Source organism: Methylobacterium sp. GC_Met_3 (assembly GCF_026540775.1).
Classification (GTDB): Bacteria; Pseudomonadota; Alphaproteobacteria; order Rhizobiales; family Beijerinckiaceae; genus Methylobacterium.
The window spans coordinates 143,476-161,358 of sequence record NZ_JALNUL010000001.1; the positions used below are offsets into that span (position 1 = coordinate 143,476).

The 17,883-nt window shown below is 69.3% G+C and carries 20 protein-coding genes; 11 read left to right on the top strand and 9 right to left on the bottom strand.

The window, feature by feature from the left end:
• The first annotated feature begins 82 nt into the window (after positions 1–82).
• The 6 genes from OXS27_RS00700 (at position 83) to OXS27_RS00725 (ending at position 5,282) form a co-directional block, all read left to right on the top strand.
• Complete coding sequence (locus OXS27_RS00700; protein WP_267353551.1) at positions 83–1,120, top strand: sulfate ABC transporter substrate-binding protein; 1,038 nt, start codon at positions 83–85, stop codon at positions 1,118–1,120.
• A 12-nt stretch (positions 1,121–1,132) separates the two neighbouring features.
• Positions 1,133–1,987, top strand: a complete 855-nt coding sequence (gene cysT / locus OXS27_RS00705) for a sulfate ABC transporter permease subunit CysT (RefSeq protein ID WP_267353552.1) — start codon at positions 1,133–1,135, stop codon at positions 1,985–1,987.
• Positions 1,980–2,861 (top strand): sulfate ABC transporter permease subunit CysW, encoded by an 882-nt coding sequence (cysW, locus tag OXS27_RS00710; RefSeq protein ID WP_267353554.1) that lies wholly within the window; start codon positions 1,980–1,982, stop codon positions 2,859–2,861. Before cysT ends, cysW begins: the two co-directional genes overlap by 8 nt.
• Positions 2,862–2,889: 28 nt before the next feature.
• Complete coding sequence (cysA, locus tag OXS27_RS00715; RefSeq protein ID WP_313899331.1) at positions 2,890–3,915, top strand: sulfate ABC transporter ATP-binding protein; 1,026 nt, start codon at positions 2,890–2,892, stop codon at positions 3,913–3,915.
• 39 nt (positions 3,916–3,954) lie between these two features.
• Positions 3,955–5,004, top strand: a complete 1,050-nt coding sequence (locus tag OXS27_RS00720) for a cysteine synthase A (RefSeq protein WP_267353556.1) — start codon at positions 3,955–3,957, stop codon at positions 5,002–5,004.
• Between the two features lie 122 nt (positions 5,005–5,126).
• The gene (locus OXS27_RS00725; RefSeq protein ID WP_085987623.1) at positions 5,127–5,282 is read left to right on the top strand and encodes a DUF3309 domain-containing protein; all 156 of its coding nucleotides are present in this window, start codon (positions 5,127–5,129) and stop codon (positions 5,280–5,282) included.
• 148 nt (positions 5,283–5,430) lie between these two features.
• Here the strand turns inward: OXS27_RS00725 and OXS27_RS00730 are convergent, their stop codons facing one another.
• Positions 5,431–6,822, bottom strand: coding sequence for a serine protease (locus OXS27_RS00730; protein ID WP_267353561.1), 1,392 nt, complete (start codon positions 6,820–6,822; stop codon positions 5,431–5,433).
• A 208-nt stretch (positions 6,823–7,030) separates the two neighbouring features.
• On the opposite strand from OXS27_RS00730, the gene OXS27_RS00735 reads away from it, so the two are divergent.
• Positions 7,031–7,207, top strand: coding sequence for a hypothetical protein (locus OXS27_RS00735; protein WP_243919840.1), 177 nt, complete (start codon positions 7,031–7,033; stop codon positions 7,205–7,207).
• A gap of 184 nt (positions 7,208–7,391) precedes the next feature.
• On the opposite strand, the gene OXS27_RS00740 is transcribed toward OXS27_RS00735, so the two are convergent.
• The 3 genes from OXS27_RS00740 to OXS27_RS00750 all read right to left on the bottom strand — a co-directional run bounded on the left by OXS27_RS00740 (position 7,392) and on the right by OXS27_RS00750 (position 10,195).
• Complete coding sequence (locus OXS27_RS00740; RefSeq protein WP_243919838.1) at positions 7,392–8,261, bottom strand: amidohydrolase family protein; 870 nt, start codon at positions 8,259–8,261, stop codon at positions 7,392–7,394.
• 2 nt (positions 8,262–8,263) lie between these two features.
• Complete coding sequence (locus tag OXS27_RS00745; protein ID WP_267353566.1) at positions 8,264–9,568, bottom strand: MFS transporter; 1,305 nt, start codon at positions 9,566–9,568, stop codon at positions 8,264–8,266.
• Between the two features lie 132 nt (positions 9,569–9,700).
• Positions 9,701–10,195 carry a hypothetical protein gene (locus tag OXS27_RS00750; RefSeq protein ID WP_267354265.1) on the bottom strand — a complete coding sequence of 165 codons (495 nt, stop codon included), beginning with the start codon at positions 10,193–10,195 and terminating at the stop codon, positions 9,701–9,703.
• A gap of 209 nt (positions 10,196–10,404) precedes the next feature.
• Between OXS27_RS00750 and OXS27_RS00755 the strand changes: the two genes are divergently transcribed.
• Entirely contained in the window at positions 10,405–11,157 is a 753-nt protein-coding gene (locus tag OXS27_RS00755; RefSeq protein ID WP_267353568.1) for a phosphodiester glycosidase family protein, read from the top strand.
• 151 nt (positions 11,158–11,308) lie between these two features.
• On the opposite strand, the gene OXS27_RS00760 is transcribed toward OXS27_RS00755, so the two are convergent.
• Positions 11,309–11,887, bottom strand: coding sequence for a TetR/AcrR family transcriptional regulator (locus OXS27_RS00760; protein ID WP_267353570.1), 579 nt, complete (start codon positions 11,885–11,887; stop codon positions 11,309–11,311).
• A gap of 113 nt (positions 11,888–12,000) precedes the next feature.
• Here OXS27_RS00760 and OXS27_RS00765 point away from each other — a divergent pair, with 113 nt between their 5' ends.
• On the top strand, positions 12,001–12,699 hold the full coding sequence (locus OXS27_RS00765) for a glutathione S-transferase C-terminal domain-containing protein (protein ID WP_267353572.1): 699 nt from the start codon (positions 12,001–12,003) through the stop codon (positions 12,697–12,699).
• A gap of 313 nt (positions 12,700–13,012) precedes the next feature.
• Here OXS27_RS00765 and OXS27_RS00770 read toward each other — a convergent pair whose 3' ends face one another.
• Complete coding sequence (locus OXS27_RS00770; protein ID WP_267353574.1) at positions 13,013–13,687, bottom strand: PAS domain-containing protein; 675 nt, start codon at positions 13,685–13,687, stop codon at positions 13,013–13,015.
• 119 nt (positions 13,688–13,806) lie between these two features.
• Between OXS27_RS00770 and OXS27_RS00775 the strand changes: the two genes are divergently transcribed.
• Positions 13,807–14,073, top strand: a complete 267-nt coding sequence (locus OXS27_RS00775; RefSeq protein ID WP_267353576.1) for a hypothetical protein — start codon at positions 13,807–13,809, stop codon at positions 14,071–14,073.
• A 217-nt stretch (positions 14,074–14,290) separates the two neighbouring features.
• Here the strand turns inward: OXS27_RS00775 and OXS27_RS00780 are convergent, their stop codons facing one another.
• Complete coding sequence (locus tag OXS27_RS00780; RefSeq protein WP_267353578.1) at positions 14,291–15,409, bottom strand: NADH:flavin oxidoreductase/NADH oxidase; 1,119 nt, start codon at positions 15,407–15,409, stop codon at positions 14,291–14,293.
• Positions 15,410–15,599: 190 nt separating this feature from the next.
• Between OXS27_RS00780 and OXS27_RS00785 the strand changes: the two genes are divergently transcribed.
• On the top strand, positions 15,600–16,076 hold the full coding sequence (locus OXS27_RS00785) for a hypothetical protein (RefSeq protein WP_267353580.1): 477 nt from the start codon (positions 15,600–15,602) through the stop codon (positions 16,074–16,076).
• 21 nt (positions 16,077–16,097) lie between these two features.
• Here the strand turns inward: OXS27_RS00785 and OXS27_RS00790 are convergent, their stop codons facing one another.
• Positions 16,098–17,318 (bottom strand): PHB depolymerase family esterase, encoded by a 1,221-nt coding sequence (locus OXS27_RS00790; protein ID WP_267353582.1) that lies wholly within the window; start codon positions 17,316–17,318, stop codon positions 16,098–16,100.
• Between the two features lie 74 nt (positions 17,319–17,392).
• The gene (locus OXS27_RS00795; protein WP_267353584.1) at positions 17,393–17,812 is read right to left on the bottom strand and encodes a CopG family transcriptional regulator; all 420 of its coding nucleotides are present in this window, start codon (positions 17,810–17,812) and stop codon (positions 17,393–17,395) included.
• Positions 17,813–17,883 lie beyond the last annotated feature (71 nt).

Here is a 17,883-nt window from a genome sequence, read left to right on the forward strand (position 1 = left end):
GTTCGATAAAAAGAACGATTTCGTCTGTTCCCGGGGGGTTGTTCCCCTGTGGCGCGATGCGGCTGGCCGGGGATCGGACGAGATGACGAACGTTGTGGGTCGAGGGCACGCCGTCCGGACGATCGGGCTATCCCTGCTGGCCGGCGCCGGCCTCTGGGCAGGCGTGGTGCAGGCCTCCGCCGAAACGGCCCTCCTGAACGTTTCCTACGATCCGACCCGGGAACTCTACCGGGAGATCAACGCCGTCTTCGCCGAGGACTGGAAGGCCAAGACCGGCGAGGCGATCACGGTCCGGGCGTCCCACGGCGGCTCGGGCGCGCAGGCGCGCACGGTGATCGACGGGGTCGACGCCGACGTCGTGACGCTGGGCATCCCCTCCGACATCGACGCCATCGCCAAGCTCACCCACAAGATCCCGGACGATTGGCGCAGCAAGCTGCCCAACACCGCCACGCCCTACACGTCGACGGTGGTGTTCCTCGTCCGCAAGGGCAACCCGAAGGGCGTCCAGGACTGGGCCGACCTCGTGAAGCCCGACGTCAAGGTGATCACCCCGAACCCGAAGACTTCGGCAGGCGGGCGCTGGAACTTCCTGGCGGCCTGGGGCTACGCCTTCAATCAGGACAAGGATGCCGCCAAGGCCGACGCCTTCGTGGGTCAGGTCTACAAGAACGTGCCGGTGCTCGACACCGGCGCCCGCGGCTCGACCGTGACCTTCGCGCAGCGCGGTCTCGGCGACGTGCTGCCGACCTGGGAAAACGAGGCCTATCTGGTCCTTCAGGAATTCGGCGCCGACAAGTTCGACATCGTCTCGCCGCCGACCTCGATCTACGCCGAGCCGCCGGTGGCCCTTGTGGCCACCAATGCCGAGCGTAAGGGCACGACCAAGGCCGCGCAGGCCTATCTCGACTTCCTCTACACCGACCGGGCCCAGGCGATCTTCACCAAGCACCATTACCGGCCGATCAAGCGGGAGGCGGCGGCACCGGCCGACCTCGCGCAGCTGCCCGAGATCAAGCTGTTCAAGATCGAGGATCTGCAGGGCTCCTGGGACGAGATCCAGAAGCGGAACTTCGACGCCGGCGGCCTGTTCGACCGCTTGAGCCGCGCCGGCCGCTGAGGCTCCAGGATCATGGTCGAGACACCCCGTCCAAGGCGGATCTTCCGTCGACCGAGCGTGATTCCGGGCTTCGGGATCAGCTTCGGCTACACGCTGACCTGTCTCGGCCTGATCGTGCTGCTGCCGCTGGCCGGTCTGGTGGTGAAGGCCTCGGGGCTCGGTCTGTCCGGCATCTGGGATGTCGCCACCGATCCGCGGGTGGCGAGCGCCCTGCGGATCAGCTTCGGCGTCTCGGCCATCGCGGCGCTGGTGGCCTCCACGTTCGGCTTCCTCGTGGCCTGGGTGCTGACCCGCTACCGGTTCCCGGGGCGTAAGCTGGTCGACGCGGCCGTCGATCTGCCCTTCGCGTTGCCGACCGCGGTGGCCGGGATCGCGCTGGCCTCGCTCTACGCCCCGGACGGGCTGGTGGGTGCGCCGCTCGCCCGGCTCGGCATCCAGGTGGCCTACACGCCGATCGGCATCTTCATCGCCATGGTGTTCATCGGCCTGCCTTTCGCGGTGCGGACCGTGCAGCCGCTGATCGCCGAGATCGACAAGGAGATCGAGGAGGCCTCCGCCACCCTCGGGGCCACGCGGATCGCGACCCTGACCAAGGTCGTCCTTCCGCCGCTGATCCCGGCAGTGCTGACCGGCTTCGCCCTGGCCTTCGCCCGGGGGGTCGGCGAGTACGGCTCGATCATCTTCATCGCGGGCAACCTGCCCTACGTGTCGGAGATCGCGCCGTTGCTGATCGTGATCAAGCTGTCCGAGTTCGACTACAGCGGCGCGGCTGCGATCGCGACGATCATGCTCGGGATCTCGTTCCTGACGCTGCTCGCCATCAATCTCATCCAGGCCTGGTCACGGCGGCGGTTCGGCTATGTCTGAGATTTTCTCCCCGATCTCCGTGCCGGCCGCCAAGCCCGCCCAGGCCGCCTCCGAGGGCGCCGCCACCCGCGGGGTGCTGATCGGGATCTCGGTCATCTTCCTGGCGCTGTTCCTGGTGCTGCCGCTGTTCGCGGTGTTCACCCAGGCCTTCTCGAAGGGGATCGGCGCCTTCCTGGATGCGTTCCGGGAGCCCGATGCCTGGAGCGCGATCCGCCTGACGCTGACCGTGGCGGCGATCGCGGTGCCGTTCAACGTGGTGTTCGGGCTGGCGGCCTCCTGGGCGATCGCCAAGTTCGAGTTCCCCGGCAAGGCGCTGCTGATCACCCTGATCGACCTGCCGTTCTCGGTCTCGCCGGTGGTCTCCGGCATGATCTACGTGCTGCTGTTCGGGTCCCAGGGCCTGTTCGGCTCCTGGCTCATCGACCACGGGATCCAGATCCTGTTCGCGCTTCCCGGCATCGTGCTGGCGACGGTGTTCGTGACCTTCCCGTTCGTCGCCCGTGAGCTGATCCCGCTGATGCAGGAGCAGGGCACCGCCGAGGAGGAGGCGGCGCTGACGCTCGGCGCCTCGGGCCTCCACGTGTTCCGCACGGTGACGCTGCCCAATATCCGCTGGGGCCTGCTCTACAGCGTGCTCCTCTGCAATGCCCGGGCGATGGGCGAATTCGGAGCGGTGTCGGTGGTGTCGGGCCACATCCGCGGCCTGACCAACACCATCCCACTCCACGTGGAGATCCTCTACAATGAGTACAACTTCGTCGCCTCATTCGCCGTCGCTTCGCTCCTTGCCGTCCTTGCCCTCATCACCCTCGTCCTCAAATCCTTCCTCGAATGGCGCTTCGCCGGTGAACTCGCGCACGGCCGGGCACACTGACAGCCCCTTGGATCGCCCCTCCACGACGATCCGGGTCGAGAGCGTCTCGAAGACCTTCGACACGGCTGCCGTCCTGCACGACCTGTCCCTCGACGTGCGGGCGGGCGAGCTGATCGGTCTGCTGGGGCCCTCGGGCTCGGGCAAGACGACGCTGCTGCGGATCATCGCCGGGCTCGACGCGCCGGATCGCGGCCGGATCCTGTTCGGGGACGACGACGCGACCGGCCTCGCCGTGCAGGAGCGGGCGGTGGGCTTCGTGTTCCAGCACTACGCCCTGTTCAAGCACATGAGCGTGGCCGACAACATCGCCTACGGGCTGAACGCGCGCCGCCGCGCGGACCGTCCGGCCAAGGCCGAGATCAAGCGCCGGGTTGGCGACCTGCTCGACCTGATCCGCCTCTCGGGGTTCGGCGACCGCTACCCGTCGCAGCTCTCGGGCGGCCAGCGCCAGCGCGTCGCGCTCGCCCGGGCGCTTGCGGTGGAGCCGCGGGTGCTGCTGCTGGACGAGCCCTTCGGAGCGCTGGACGCCCAGGTGCGAAAAGACCTGCGCCGCTGGCTGCGCGAGATCCACGACCGCACCGGCCAGACCACGATCTTCGTGACCCACGACCAGGACGAGGCGCTGGAGCTGTCCGACCGGGTGGCGGTGCTCGATCGCGGCCGCCTGGAGCAGGTCGGCACCCCCGACGAGGTGCAGGAGCACCCGGCCTCCGCCACGGTGATGAAGTTTCTGGGTGATTCCGTCGAGGTCGAGGCGATCGCCGAGGGCGGCCGGGTGCTGGTGCGCGGCCGGGAGACGCCCGTGGTAGCCCCGGCCGGCATCATCGGCCCGGTGAAGCTCTACGTCCGCCCCTGGCAGCTGCAGCTCGCCGAGGCCGAATCCGCGCACCTGTCCGGCACGGTGCGCAGCTCGTACCGGACGCAAGGGCGCCAGCGGATCGAGGTGGTGGATGCGGAGGGCCGCGTGCTCGCCGTGGAGGATTTCGATGGCGTCCGCCACCCGGCCGGGCACCCGGTGGGCCTGCGGATCAACGGGGGGCACGTGTTCGGGTGAGGCTCGCCAGCGCCAGCGCAGCATCCTAGGCTCCCGCTTATGACCGCACCGAGTCGCGAACCCGCCCCCGATGTCCTCGCCGCCATCGGCCAGACACCGCTGATCCGCCTGCGCCGGGCCTCCGAGGAGACCGGCTGCGCCATCTACGGCAAGGCCGAGTTCCTCAATCCCGGCCTGTCGGTGAAGGACCGTGCGGCGCTGTCCATCGTGCGGGACGCCGAGGCGAAGGGCCTGATCCGGCCGGGCGGCACCATCGTGGAGGGCACCGCCGGCAATACCGGCATCGGTCTCGCCCTGGTGGCCTCGGTGCGGGGCTACCGGACGCTGATCGTCATCCCGGTCACCCAGTCCGAAGAGAAGAAGCAGACCCTGCGGCTCGCCGGCGCGCGCCTCGTCGAGGTGCCGGCGGTGCCGTTCGCCAACCCGAACAACTACGTCCATGTCGCCCGGCGGCTCGCCGAAAAGCTCGCCGCCACGGAGCCGGCGGGCGCCTTCTTCGCCGACCAGTTCGACAACGTCGCCAACCGGCAGGCGCACGTCGAGGGCACCGGCCCCGAGATCTGGGCGCAGACCGGCGGCCGGGTCGACGGCTTCGTCTGCTCGGCCGGGACCGGCGGCACGCTGGCCGGCACCGCGGAGGCGTTGCGGGCCCGCAACCCGCAGATCAAGATCGCGCTCTCGGATCCGGAGGGCTCGGCCCTCTACGCGCACTACACGACCGGCACCCTGAAGGCCGAGGGCTCCTCGATCACCGAGGGGATCGGCCAGGGCCGGATCACCAAGAACCTCGATGGCTTCACCCCGGACCACGCCTTCCGCATCCCGGACCGCGAGGCCCTCGACCTCGTCTTCGGCTTGATGCGAGAGGAGGGGCTGTCGCTCGGCGGCTCGTCGGGGATCAACGTCGCCGGCGCGATCCGGCTGGCCCGGGAACTCGGGCCCGGCCACACCATCGTGACGATCCTGTGCGACGGGGCGGCGCGCTACGCCTCGAAGTTGTTCAACCCGGCCTTCCTTGCGGAGCGCAACCTGCCGGTACCGGGCTGGCTCGACGCCCCGCAGGATCCGCTACCGGACTGGCACGCCTGAGACTCAGGGCCTCATCCGTATTTTTCTCACAAAAGCTGAGGCGGCGATTGAACGGAACGGAATGTCGCAGCGTTTGAACGGTCACGCTCGCACCAGACGCGACCGTTCGGAGTTCTCGCCAGATGTCCCTTGTTACCATCCTCCTCATCATCCTGATCATCCTGGCCTTCGGCGGCGGCGGCTTCCTCGGCGGCGGCGCCTATCGCGGTCCGGGCTTCGGCCTCGGTGGCATCCTGCTGATCGTCCTGATCGTCCTGCTGGCCACCGGCCGGCTTTAAGCCGCGGCGTCGTTCCCGGCCGCCTCGTGGCCGGGAACGACCCCAGATCCCGGTTTCGAAAGGTCGAGACCATTTGCGGGTCCAGGGCAGAGCCCGAGTCGTTCTCCAAGTCGCTCTCTCCGAGCCCTGCCCTGAGCACCCGCGACCCCTAGCGGCAGACGATCCCCACCACCACCGGCGCGAATGCCCCGGGCCCACCGTCCGAGGGCATCTTCGCTTCGGCGATGCCCTGGCCGGCGAGGAAGGCGGTGATCGCCCCGGCCGGTACCAGCGGCAGCCGCGCGGGAGGCACGATCCCGGCGACCCGGCGAGGCGCGGCCGGGTAACGGGCGATCAGCCCGACGAGCCGTCCGGACCGGTCGAGCACCGGCGCACCGGCCGAGCCCGGCTGAAGGGCCGCGACGACATCGCCCGCGACGGCGCTTCCGGGGGCGGCCACGATTCCGTCCGGGCTCGGCGCGAGGGCGATCAGGTTATCCTCGGCCCCGACCGGTTCCGTCCGTGCCACAGGCCGGATCGGCGCGGGTGCCCCGGGCGCATCGAGCAGCGCGAGGCCGGAGGGGTCGGCGGCGAGCTTGCGGGCCGGCGCCGCGCCGATGCGGGGCGCGGCACAGCCCTCCAGCATTGCGGAGGCCGTGAGCACCCGGCCCGGCGCCACCGTGAGGCCGGCGCCCGCCACGGCAGGATCCTGCGCCACGATCGCGCCGGTCTCGGGGCGGGCCGGGGCCGATGGAATCGCGGCGACAGGGGCAGGCGCGGCGGCTTCCGGGAACGGCACGAAGGCATTCGCCACCGCGATCACCAGCCGATCGACCTCCGGCGCCAGGGCTTTGTCGTAGCCGAACAGGAAGCCGCGCACGCCCGCCGGCCCGGCGGCGTAGCGGATATAGGACAGGCCGGCCCCGGTCTCGGCGGTCACCACCACGACGTCGGGCCGCTTCAACTTGTAGGTCACCTTGCGGCTCGGCAGCGGCGCGGTCGCCTTCTCGAACAGGGTGTCGAGGGTCTCGGCCTCCGGCGGATAGGCGCGGGTCTCCAGGGTGACGCGCCCGTCCGGGCTCTGCCAGCGCGTGCCGGAGGCCAGGGCGGTGCGCTTCGACAGCAGGCGCTCCGGCACCCCCATCACCGCAGAGCTGCCGGGATCCGGGGCGATCCGGAAGCGCGCCGCATTCCGGGCCGCCGCCCCCGCCCCCAGCAGGGCCGCCCGGCCGCGCGGATCGAGGGGATCGGCGCTCTGGGTGCGGGCGCGATAGGCGTTGAGCGCCTCGAAGGTCCGGCGCCCGAACGCGCCCGACACCACGGCGTTGAAGCCGCCGGTCCAGACGAGGGCGTCCTGGATCGCCTTCCGTTCCGGCTCGGGCAGCGCCTCGAACGCCGCCTTCGCGCCCTCGAAGGCGGGATCGGCCGGCGCCGCGCGGGACGGCCGCGGCTGGTCCTGCGCGGCGGCGGGTCCGGTGGCGAGCAGAAGTGCCAGCAGAGCCGCAGCTTGCCGGCGGCCTGCCCCCGGCAAACGACCCCACCGCGACGCACCCGAAGCCATGACCGCCCTCCCCGATCGGAATCACCCGGATCCTGGCAGAGGCGTCCGGGGCGGACCAGATCGAATCCGTGGGGTTACGGCACCAGACCGCGGTGCGCCCGCCGCCGGGATGCGCTACAGGGCGGATGTCCGGCCCGCGGCGGCAGCCGGACAGCCCGATCGGCCCTCCGGCCACGCGATGCCGCCACGGTTCGACGCGGAGCCCGGCATGACCGATGCGAGCAACACCTTCAAGAAGGCGCCCAAGCGCAAGCCCGCCAAGGGCAAGAGCGTCAGCGTCTCCCCCGAAATGCGGCAGGCCTATGCCGACCTGATCCGCGAGCGCGCGGAGAAGCAGGAGGTCTACGGCCGCCACCTGCCGCAGGACGAATCGCGGCGGCGTTGAGCGCTGCAAATCGGGGACTTGGAGCCGGTTCGACCTGGAACCCGGGTTTCCAAAGGGCTTGCCCTTTGGCGGGTTCTTAGGGCGGGGCCCTGAGATCTTGACCAGGGCTCCGCCCCGGACCCGCGAAAGGTCTCGACCTTTCGAAACCGGGACTTGAGCCCGGCGCGGGATGCAGGCTCCGGCCCTATCCGAAGCCGTAGAGCCGGCGCGGATTGTCGACGAAGACCTGCCTGCGCCGGTCCTCGTCCGGCACCCAGTCGGCCATCAGGTCGAGGAGCGTCGTGGTCCGCGGCGGCCCATCCCAGGCCGCGACGTGCGGCCAGTCCGAGCCCCAGAGGCAGCGTTCCGGGGCGGCCTCATTGAGGGCGCGGGCGAAGGGGATCGTGTCGGCGTAGGGCGGCCCGGTGACGGAATCGCGGAAGGCGCCCGAGAGCTTCACCCAGTTCCCGTCGGCGACGAGGCCGAGCAGCGCCCGGAAGCCCGGATGGTCCACGCCGGCCGAGGTCGGCATGTGCCCCATATGGTCGAAGACCAGCGGCACCGGCAGCCGGGACAGGCGACCGGCGATCGGCGGCAGGTCCCGGGCATCGAGCAGGAACTGGAGATGCCAACCCATCTCCCGGGCAAGCGCCCCGTAGGACTCGACCGCGTCGAGACCGACCCCGCCGCCGAACAGCACGTTCAGCCGCAGGCCGACCACGCCGGCTTCCTTCAGGGCGGCGAGGTCCGCGTCGGGCAGGCCGAGCGGGATCACCGCGATGCCGCGCAGGCGCTGCCGGTTGGCGCGCAGGGTCTCGACCATCAGCCGGTTGTCGGTGCCGTGGACGCTGACCTGCACCAGCACGCCGTTGGCCATGCCGGTCCCGTCGAGCATCGCGAGATAGGCCTCTGCCGGGGCTGCCGGAGGCGTGTAGCTGCGGTCCGGCACCAGCGGATAGGCGGGCGGCAGGCCGATGACGTGGGCGTGGGTGTCGACCGCGCCCGCCGGCACGGCGTAGCGGGTCGGACCGCCCGGATGCGGGTCCGGGGCTGGGCAGTCTCGGATCTCGGGCATGATCAGCTATCCGCGTGCAGGACCTTGCCGCGCGTCTCGGGCAGCGCGAAGGCCGCTACGAAGAACACCCCGTAGGCGACCGCCGCGAAGATCGCGATCGCCGAGGCGAGGCCGACGCGCTCGGAGATATAACCCACGAGCGCCGGGAACAGGGCGCCGATGCCCCGGCCGAAATTGTAGCAGAACCCCTGCCCCGAGCCGCGCAGGCGGGTCGGGTACAGTTCGGTCAGGAAGGCGCCCATGCCGGAGAAATAGCCCGAGGCGAAGAAACCCAGCGGGAAGCCCAGCACCCAGAGCACGCCGTTCGAGAGCGGGATCTGCGTGTAGGCCACCACCACCGCGATGGCGCCGAGCGAGAAGATCAGGAACAGCGGCCGCCGGCCCAGGCGGTCGGCGAGCCACGCGCCGACCAGATAGCCGGCGAACGAGCCGATGATCAGCGCCGAGAGGTAGCCGGTGGAGGAGACGATCGACAGGTGGCGCTCGGTGGTGAGGAAGCGCGGCACCCAGGTGGTGATGGCGTAATAGCCGCCCTGGCAGCCCGCCGCCGCCAGGGAGGCGAGCAGAGTCGTCTTCAGGATCGGGCCGGAAAAGATCTCCCAGATCTGCGGCCGGTCGCCGGCGGCCGCCGCCCGGGCCCGGGTCTCGGCGGCGACCTTCGGCTCCTCGACATAGCGGCGCAGGTAGAAGATCAGCAGAGCCGGCAGGGCGCCGACCGCGAACATCCAGCGCCACGCGGTCTCGGGCGGCAGGAGCGAGAACAGCACCGCCTGCGACAGCACCGCGAGCCCCCAGCCGATCGCCCAGCCCGATTGCACCGAGCCGACCGCCCGGCCGCGATACTCGGCTCGGATCGTCTCGCCGATCAGCACAGCGCCGGCCGCCCACTCGCCGCCGAAGCCGAGGCCGAGGATCGCCCGGGCGATGAGCAACTGCTCGAAATTCTGCACGAAGGCGCAGAGCAGCGAGAACACCGAGAACCACAGGATCGTGATCTGGAGGGTGAGAACACGGCCGATCCGGTCTGCGACGAAGCCCGCGAGCCAGCCGCCGAGCGCCGAGGCCAGCAGCGTCACCGTGGCGGCGAGCCCGGCCGTGCCGGAATCCACGTGCCACAGGCTCATGATCGTTCCGATCACCAGCGGGTAGATCATGAAATCCATGCCGTCGAGGCACCAGCCGGCGGCGCACGCCCAGAAGGTGTGCCGCTCCGGCGGCGTCATCGAGCGGTAAAAAGCGGTGAGGCTGGCGTCGTGGATCTCGACCGCCTCGACGCGTCCATCGCCCTGCCCGGTGGCCGTACTCATACACCCTCCCCTGCCGTCCGATACCAGTATCGGCGTGCCAGGCGGCGCTGTCCAACGCCACGGGGGTCCCTGGCAAGAAAAAAGGCCGCCCGAAGGCGGCCTTTCCTGACATGTCCGCTGTCGCCGTGCGGCTCAGTAGCAGCGCTCGACCAGCACCCGACGGTAGCCGTAGGGGGTCCAGCGCACCCGCGGGACCGTGTAGCAGCCGCCGCCGTAGCCGTAGTCGCCGCCGCCATACCCGTAGCCGACCGGGGCGTAGCCGCCGCCGTAGCCGTAACCCGGGTAGCCGTAGCCACCGTAACCGCCGTAGAGGCCGCCGGCCGCCAGGCCGAGGCCGACGCCGAGACCCAGCCCGCCAAGGCCGTAGCCGTAGCCGCCGCGATAGCCATAGCCGCGACCGTAGAAGCCACGGCCGTAGCCGCCGCCGTATCCGCCGCGATAGCCGAACCCGCCGCCGCGGAACCCGGCGCCCCGGAAGCCGCCGCCGAAGCCGCCCCCGTGGAAGCCGCCGCCGAACCCGCCGCCATGGAACCCGCCGCCGCCGAAGCCGCGCGCATCCGCGCTGGCAGGCGCGAGCGCCAGAGCGCCCGCCGCCAGCAGGGTTGAGCAGAGCACTGCACCCTTCATCACGTCATCTCCGTCGAAAACCGCCCTCTAGCCGTAGAAACGTCGGACTGTACGAAACAGTTCAGGTGAAGACCGCGACCTGCCGCCGCTGTTCGGCCGGCGCGGCGCCGCTGGGTCGGCAAGCCCCGGGACGGCTTCGGACTCGAAAATCGCCGCTTTCAGGGGCGACAGGCGCCGCTATCGCTTCTCCGAGCAGCATGGAACGCGTCATGACGCTACGCCCGGCTCACGCCCTGTTGATCGCGCTCGTCGCGCTGACCCTGCCGCCGCGCGCCCTGGCCGCGCCCACGGCCTCCGAGCCCTGCCGGGCGGTGGAGACCCAGGGCGAGACCTTCACGGTCTGCACGATCGACCTGCGGCGGCAGCGGCTGAGGCTGTTCTGGCTGCAAACGGACGGGCGGCCCTACGGATCGCTCGGGACCCTCGCCGAGGCGCAGGGGCGGCACCTCGACTTCGCGATGAATGCCGGCATGTACGACAAGGATCAGGCGCCGGTGGGCCTCTACGTCGAGGGCGGGCGCGAGATGAAGCACGTCTCCACCGCGGACGGGCCGGGCAACTTCCACCTCAAGCCGAACGGCGTGTTCTGGGTGAAGGGCGAGCGCGCGGGGGTGCTCGATACGCCCCGCTACCTCCGGGCAAAGATCCGTCCGGACTATGCGACGCAATCCGGGCCCATGCTGGTGATCGACGGCCAGATCCACCCGAAAATCTCCGCCGACGGGCCAAGCCAGAAGATCCGCAACGGCGTCGGCGTGGCCGAGGACGGGCACGTGGCGATCTTCGCGATCTCCGAGCGCCCGGTGACCTTCGGGGCCTTCGCGCGGCTGTTCAAGGACGACCTCGGCTGCCGCAACGCCCTGTTCCTCGACGGCTCGGTGTCGAGCCTCCACGCGCCCAATCTCGGCCGCACCGACATCAGCCGGCCGCTCGGGCCGCTGATCGGGGCGGCACCGCGGTAGGACCGGATCCGATCGACGCGACCGGGTGAAGGGCGGCTTCGGGTCTAAAACAGCCGGTCTGCTTCTGGATGAGATATGCACTGAACCGCTCGTCCGGCGTGGATCGGATGCGGCGGAGGCACCCAAACTCGCAATGTCCGGACACGAAGCTTCACGAGCTCGGGAGCAAACCCATGCGTTGGTAGCTTTCGATCAACGTGTCGAACACGTCTACATCCGAACGGCTGCGAGCGATCATCTGCGCCCCGGCGACGGCAGCATAAATGGCACGGGCCCTTAACTCACCTTCGGCTGGCGCGGCGCGTTTGGCGGCGACCAAATGTTCGCATAGCCATGCGGTGTTCACGTCGGCGAACGTTTGCACCTCCTTCAACACCAGCTCGGGCAATTCGTCATGTTCCGTCGCCATGAAGCTGCTCAGGCACATGCGATTGTCGCGCTCCAGGGATAGCCGGAAGATGCTCGGGTATCGCTGCAACGCTTCGGTTGGGCTTCGGGCATTCGTTGAGATGGCTTCGAGATCGCGGGCGATGTCTTCCCAGTAGCGCCGTGCAACCGCCTCGCCGAGGAGAGCCTTGGTGGCGAAGTGGTAGTTGATGCTGGCCGCCTTGATGCCGACGGTCGCCGCAAGGTCGCGGAAGTTGAGGCCGCCATAGCCATAAGCCATCGCCGCCTCCCGTGCGGCTACGAGGATGGCCTCTCTCACATTCCCCTTCGACGTCGCTGCCATGTCCAACCTCCACCTGTCATATGGCAGACAGGGGTTGACGGCACAAGATACGGGCTCTAGCTTGCTACCTGTCATCTGACAGACAGACTGAGTATCTCGAAAGCGAGCAGACGATGTCCGACAAGCTCAAGCTCTTCACCTCCCCCTCGGCGTTCCCGAACCCGCAGCGCCTGCGGATTTTCATGCACGAGAAGGGCATCGCCGACCGCTTCGACGAGACGATCTACGACATGTCGCCAGTGGGCGAGCAGCGGGGTTGGAGACACCTGAAGATGAACGCCTGGGGCGAGACGCCGACCCTTGCGCTCGCCGATGGTTCTTACCTCAGCGAGACCTCCGCCATCGCTCGCTACCTCGACGACACGTTCGAGGGCCGCAAGATCATGGGGGCGACGGCGCGTGAGCGCGGTCTCGATCAGATGTGGGACAGCCGGGTGTGGGTGCACATCCTCTACCCTATCGTCACTGCCTTCCACGTCCTGCACCAGGGATTGGGCCCGAAGCTCGAACTGACCAGCAACCCGGCTTGGGGCGAGCATTCACGTAAGGTGGCGCTGGCGCATGCTGGTCTCGTAGACCGGCACCTCGCGGATGGCCGCGACTGGCTGCTGGGTGGCGATCAGCCGACGTTCTCCGACATCACGTTGGCGACGGCGATTGCGTTCTCCAAGTTCCCCGTCAACGCCACCCCGCTCGATGAGCGGTTCGAACATCTCGATGCCTTCTGGCGGCGCTGGCAGGCTCGACCGGCCTTCATCGCCGCGTATGCCGACCGTAGCAGCGGCGTGCCGGAGATCGACAATCGCACATGAGCGTTCGGCGGTCGGGCTTGGCAATAGCCCGACCGCAAGGCTGCTTGAAGCGGCGTTCTGCGATGGCTGCTTTGGAGGTGCGACAGCGAAGGTCCCCACCACTGGCTTGGATCGGACGCTGAATGACGGCTTGGGGTGAATTTCTGCGTGTCTACGTTTGACCGGCAAACGCGTGAAGCTGGACAGCGCTGTTTTACACCCCTCAGGCACCCCGGAAGCTCTCGGAAACGATCAGCTCGCGTTCCTCACCGGCAAAACAAACCATGATCCGTCGACGGTCGCCGCCCGATGCGCGTGCACGATTATCGCGCAATCAGTGACCGGGCTCGGACTCGCTGGCTGCCAATGCACGGCCGATGGCGAACAGCAGGACATCCGTGGCGGCGCGTACATCCGCGGGGACGTCCGCCGTCAGGATGCGCTTCAGTTCCATGGCGTGATCGGCTGCCCGTTCCAGCATATCGGCGTCCGCAGCCGAGCCGCTCGTGACGACGTAGCGCTCGCCGTCGCTACGCAACTCGGTGATGTCGATGATAATCCCGCGTGAGCGCACCGGCTGACCCGTTGCATTCTGGTAGGTTCGTCCACGGCTCAGCAGCCAGCGCACGTGGCCGTCGGCATCAACGACGCGATACTCGGCCAGCATCAGGCCGCCGGCCTGCACCGCTGCTTGGACATGCTCGATCAGCCAAGCGTGGTCGGCTGGATGGACAGCCGCGATTGTCTCCAGACCACTGATTTCCTGTTCGGCCAGCGACGCGTCTCCAGTCAGAAGCCGAGCCGCACCAGCGTCGTACACCATCGTGCCACGCACGATGTCCCAGTCCCAACTGCCGACGACGCAGGAGGCGTCCAGTGCGGCGTGCAGCCGGTCGAGCGGCTCGCTGAAACTGTCGATCGCGTTGACCCAGGTCGTTGACCGCTGTCCCATTGGCCCGCCGCCGTAATCCAGATCAGTATAGTTTGCCCGAGTTTGCGCCGCCGTCACCAGACAAGAATGAAAAAAAATTCACGCGCAGGTTGAAAAGCATCTGCGTTATGAAGGGGCGATGCAGGTTCGCCATCATCGCCAAGCGAGATGCGTCACGTCCTGATCGAAAGCCACGCATGCATGACGACCCCAAACCGTCGATGGCCGTCCATCGGACTGCGTCGTCCGCCCGGACGCTGAGACGCGTTGCGGACGCGCTCGGCGTGCCGGTGTCGAGCTTTGGCGACGTGGCTGCCGATCTGGGGCCAACGCATGATCCGTCTGGTCCGGAAGAGGCGGCAGTATTGGCGACAGTCCGATCTTATCTCAAGCGCGTGAGCCCCGCAGCGCGCGATCGGTTCGTGGCGGCGGTTCAGACGATGGTCAAGCTTCCTTCCGCCTGAGCAGCAAGGCGAAGAAAAGCTGCGATGAGCTTGTCAAATCGGCACGCTGCAGCTGCGTCCACTTCTGATGACATCGCTCACCGGTCGCGACGACTTGGTTGGGTCGATAGCAGTCCCCCGCACGGCCGAGCGCATCAGGTTTCAACTCTGATGCGCTTTCCCAAAGATGAGCCGGTCCCCCGAGACGAACGCGTCGTCTCAAGGTGTGGGAGCCGCGTCACCGCTGGCCGAACGCCGTGTCCGTGAACAGGTCCTTGTACTCCCGTGGCTGCGAGCGCCAGTACTGCTTGGGGGCCCGAACCCGGGCGCCGAGTTCGGCCGCCGCGTGCCAGGGCCAGCGCGGATCGTACAGCATGGCGCGGGCGAGCGAGATCGCGTCCGCCCGTCCCTCCTGCAGGATTGTCTCGGCTTGTTGGGCTTCGGTGATCAGCCCGACCGCGATGGTGGTGAGCCCGGTCTCGGCCTTGATCCGCTCGGCATAGGGCACCTGATAGCCCGGTCCGAGCTTGATCGCCTGCTTGGGCGAGACGCCCCCCGTGGAGACGTGGAGCGCCGGCGAACCTGCCCGCTTGAGCGCCTTGGCCAGCTCCACGGTCTCGTCGATGTCCCAGCCATCCTCGACCCAGTCGGTGGCCGAGACGCGCAGCCAGACGGGGCTCCCCGCGGGGACGACGTCGCGCACCGCGTCGTAGATCTCCAGCGGGAAGCGCATCCGGTTTTCCAGGCTGCCGCCGTACTGGTCGGTGCGCTTGTTGGCGATCGGCGACAGGAACTGGTGCAGCAGGTAGCCGTGGGCGCCGTGCAGCTCCACGGCCTCGATGCCCAGCCGTACGGCGCGTTTGGCGGTGGCCACGAACTGGTCGCGGACCCGCTTCAGGTCGCTGGCGTCCAGGGCATGGGGTGGGACCTCGCCCTCCCCATGCGCCACCGCCGAGGGCGCCTCGGTGCGCCAGCCATAGGCCTGTTCCGGCGGGATCTGCTGGCCGCCGTCCCAGGGCGCCGCGCTCGAGGCCTTGCGGCCGGCATGGGCGATCTGGATGCAGACCGGGATCGGCGCGTATTCGCGGATCGCATCGAGCACGCGGCCGAGCGCCCGCTCGCAGCCGTCGCTGTAGAGGCCGAGATCCCAGGCGGTGATCCGTGCCTCCGGCGAGACCGCGGTGGCCTCCAGGGTCAGCAGGCCGGCCCCCGACATGGCGAGCTGCCCCAGATGCATCATGTGCCAGTCGGTGGCCTCGCCGTCCCGGGCCGAATACTGGCACATCGGCGCGATCAGGATGCGGTTCTCGAGCGTGAGCGCATCGAGCGTCAGCGGTTCGAACAGACGAACGGTCATCGGCAGCTCCTGGTGGAGCGGTTACTCTGGCGCAGGATCGGCGCGGGAGCCAGTGCGGTGCGACACAACACATCTGTGGACGGTCGTGGCTGGAACTTGCGAATGTAGCCGACCGTTTTCCGACCTGTCGCCGCATTGCGGCCACCGACGCGAACCGCCTGAGGGGGCGAGATCGCTTGAGGTCCTGACGATGCTCACGAGACTTACCGCCCCGCTCCTCCTGGCTGCCGGCTTCGCCGCCCTCGCGGCACCGTCGCAGGCCCAGCCCGCCGCCTTCGGCGGCCCGAAAATGCTGATCTACGGCAATTACTGCGGGCCGGGTAACAACGCCCCGCTGCCGCCCATCGACGCCCTCGACGCGGCCTGCGCCCGCCACGACAGCTGTACGCCGGATGGCGGCCTGCCCACGCCGGCCTGCAATTTGCGCCTGCAGCAGGATGCGGCGCTGATCGCCCGCGACCCGCGCCAGCCCGAGAAGCTCCGCTCGATGGCCGGCCTGATCGCGGCGACCGCCACCCTGATCCCGTCCGAGCGAGGCCCGCAGCGGATGCCGGCCTCGCTCGCCGCCCGGTCGGGCCCGGATGCCTATGCGTCGACCCTCTCCGGTCGGGCGCCGGATGCCGGCCTCCCTTCGGACGATGGCTCGGACGACGCCGATTCCGAGTGAGCGGAGCCCGCGTCCCCGGCCTCAGGCCCGGGCGCGCGGTTCCAACACGTGGGACAGGAAGAAGCGCACCATCGCGCGGCTTGCATCCGGTCCCCGCGGTTCCGTGTAGGACCCGGCGGGGCTGCCCCCGGACCAGGCATGGCCGGCCCCGTGCAACAGCCACTGCTCTTGGACAGCGCGGTCGTTCGCGTCGCTGCGGACCGTGCGGGTGTAGGCAATGCCCCCGGGGCTCGTCTCCCGCGTCACCGTCTTGGTGAGCCCCGGAGCGGCGCCGGCCTGGGCCATCACCTGATCGCCATTGGCGGCATGCACGGTGCGGTCGCCGTCGCCGTGGAACACGATGGTGGGCACCGGCTGACGGTTGGTCGCTGCGGGCCCGGCCTGCCCCTTCATCGCCGTAAGCGCACTCGGCAGGTCGCGGGCGGCCCCGCAGGCCAGCCCGGAATGGATCCCGACGGCGGCGAACAAGTCCGGGTAGGTCGCCCCCAGGATCGCCGCCGCGGCACCGCCGGCCGAGAGCCCGGCCGCATAGACCCGGGTCGGGTCCGCCGAGAACTCCGCCATCACCGCACGGGCGATGCCGGCGATGAGTTCCGGCTCCCCGCCCTCGCGGACTTGATCGCCGGCGGCGTACCAGTTCCAGCACCGCTGCATATGTGCCGACTGCGCCTGTGCCGGATAGGCAACCAGGAAGGTCTGCTCCTCGGCCAGCGCGTTCATCTGCGTGCCCGCGGCGAAATCGTCCGGATCCTGGGTGCAGCCATGCAGCATCACCACCAAGGGCAGGGCCTGACCGGTGTAGCCGCTCGGCACGTAGACCTTGTAGCGTCGGCTGCCGGCGGCGCTCGTGAACACCCGCTCCTCGAACCGCGCGCCGGGCGGGACCGCAGCCGGTGACCGGCCGCGGGATGTCGGGCGTCCCTCACGCAGCGTGCGCATCATCGCCGACAGATCGAGCTCCGGCTCCGCCGCCCTGCCCCGAGCCGGCGGGGGGGCCGTCCAGGCGCCGCCGGGGGCTTCGGGCGCCTCCATGTCGACGATCGTCTCATCGCCGCCGGCCGGACGGGGGGGCTGCCCCGGCTGACCATAGGTCCGCGCCCATTTGGTGAAGGCCGCCTTCTGCGCGCGCTGAAGCCGCGCCATCCGCTCGGCGAGGCGGTCGGTGCCGGGGCCGCCGTTCAGGGTGGGGTCGAATTTCGGCAGGTCGAGTTTGGACAGGTCGATTTTGGGAAAGCGGAACATGAGGCCGATCCTTCGAAAGGGGGACGGACAGGGCCGGACGGTTCACCCGCCTCTGCGACCGGCTGTGTGGGACGTCAGACGATCCGGTCGGCCAGGGCGGCCTTCACGGCAGGGCTCGCCTGGAAGGTGCCGAGTACCTCCACAGAGGCGATGGCGGCGCGGGCGAGTTCCGGTGTGACATCGCCCGCGATGGTGGCGAGGCCCAGGACCTGGATGTGCAGCGGGCGCCCGGCATCTCGAGCCGCTTCGAGATCGGCCCGCCCGTAATGCGCGATCCCGAGGCGGAGCTGGCGCCGGGCCACGGATTGGCGGACCGCATCGTCGTGGCGGTCGAGCTGGTTGCGCACGGCGGTGCGGATGAAGTCGGCCCGGTTGGCGTAGAAGCCGTCCCGGACCATCAGGTCGACGCGGCCCAGATCGACGAAGCCGAGATTGACCGTGATCTTCTCGCTGTCCGGCACCTTCGGCCGGGGCTCGGGTCCCGTGTTGGTCATCGCCTCGCCATCTCCAGGCCATCCGAATGGATGGTCTAGAGATGGTCACGGGCTGGCGAACCGCAAGGAGC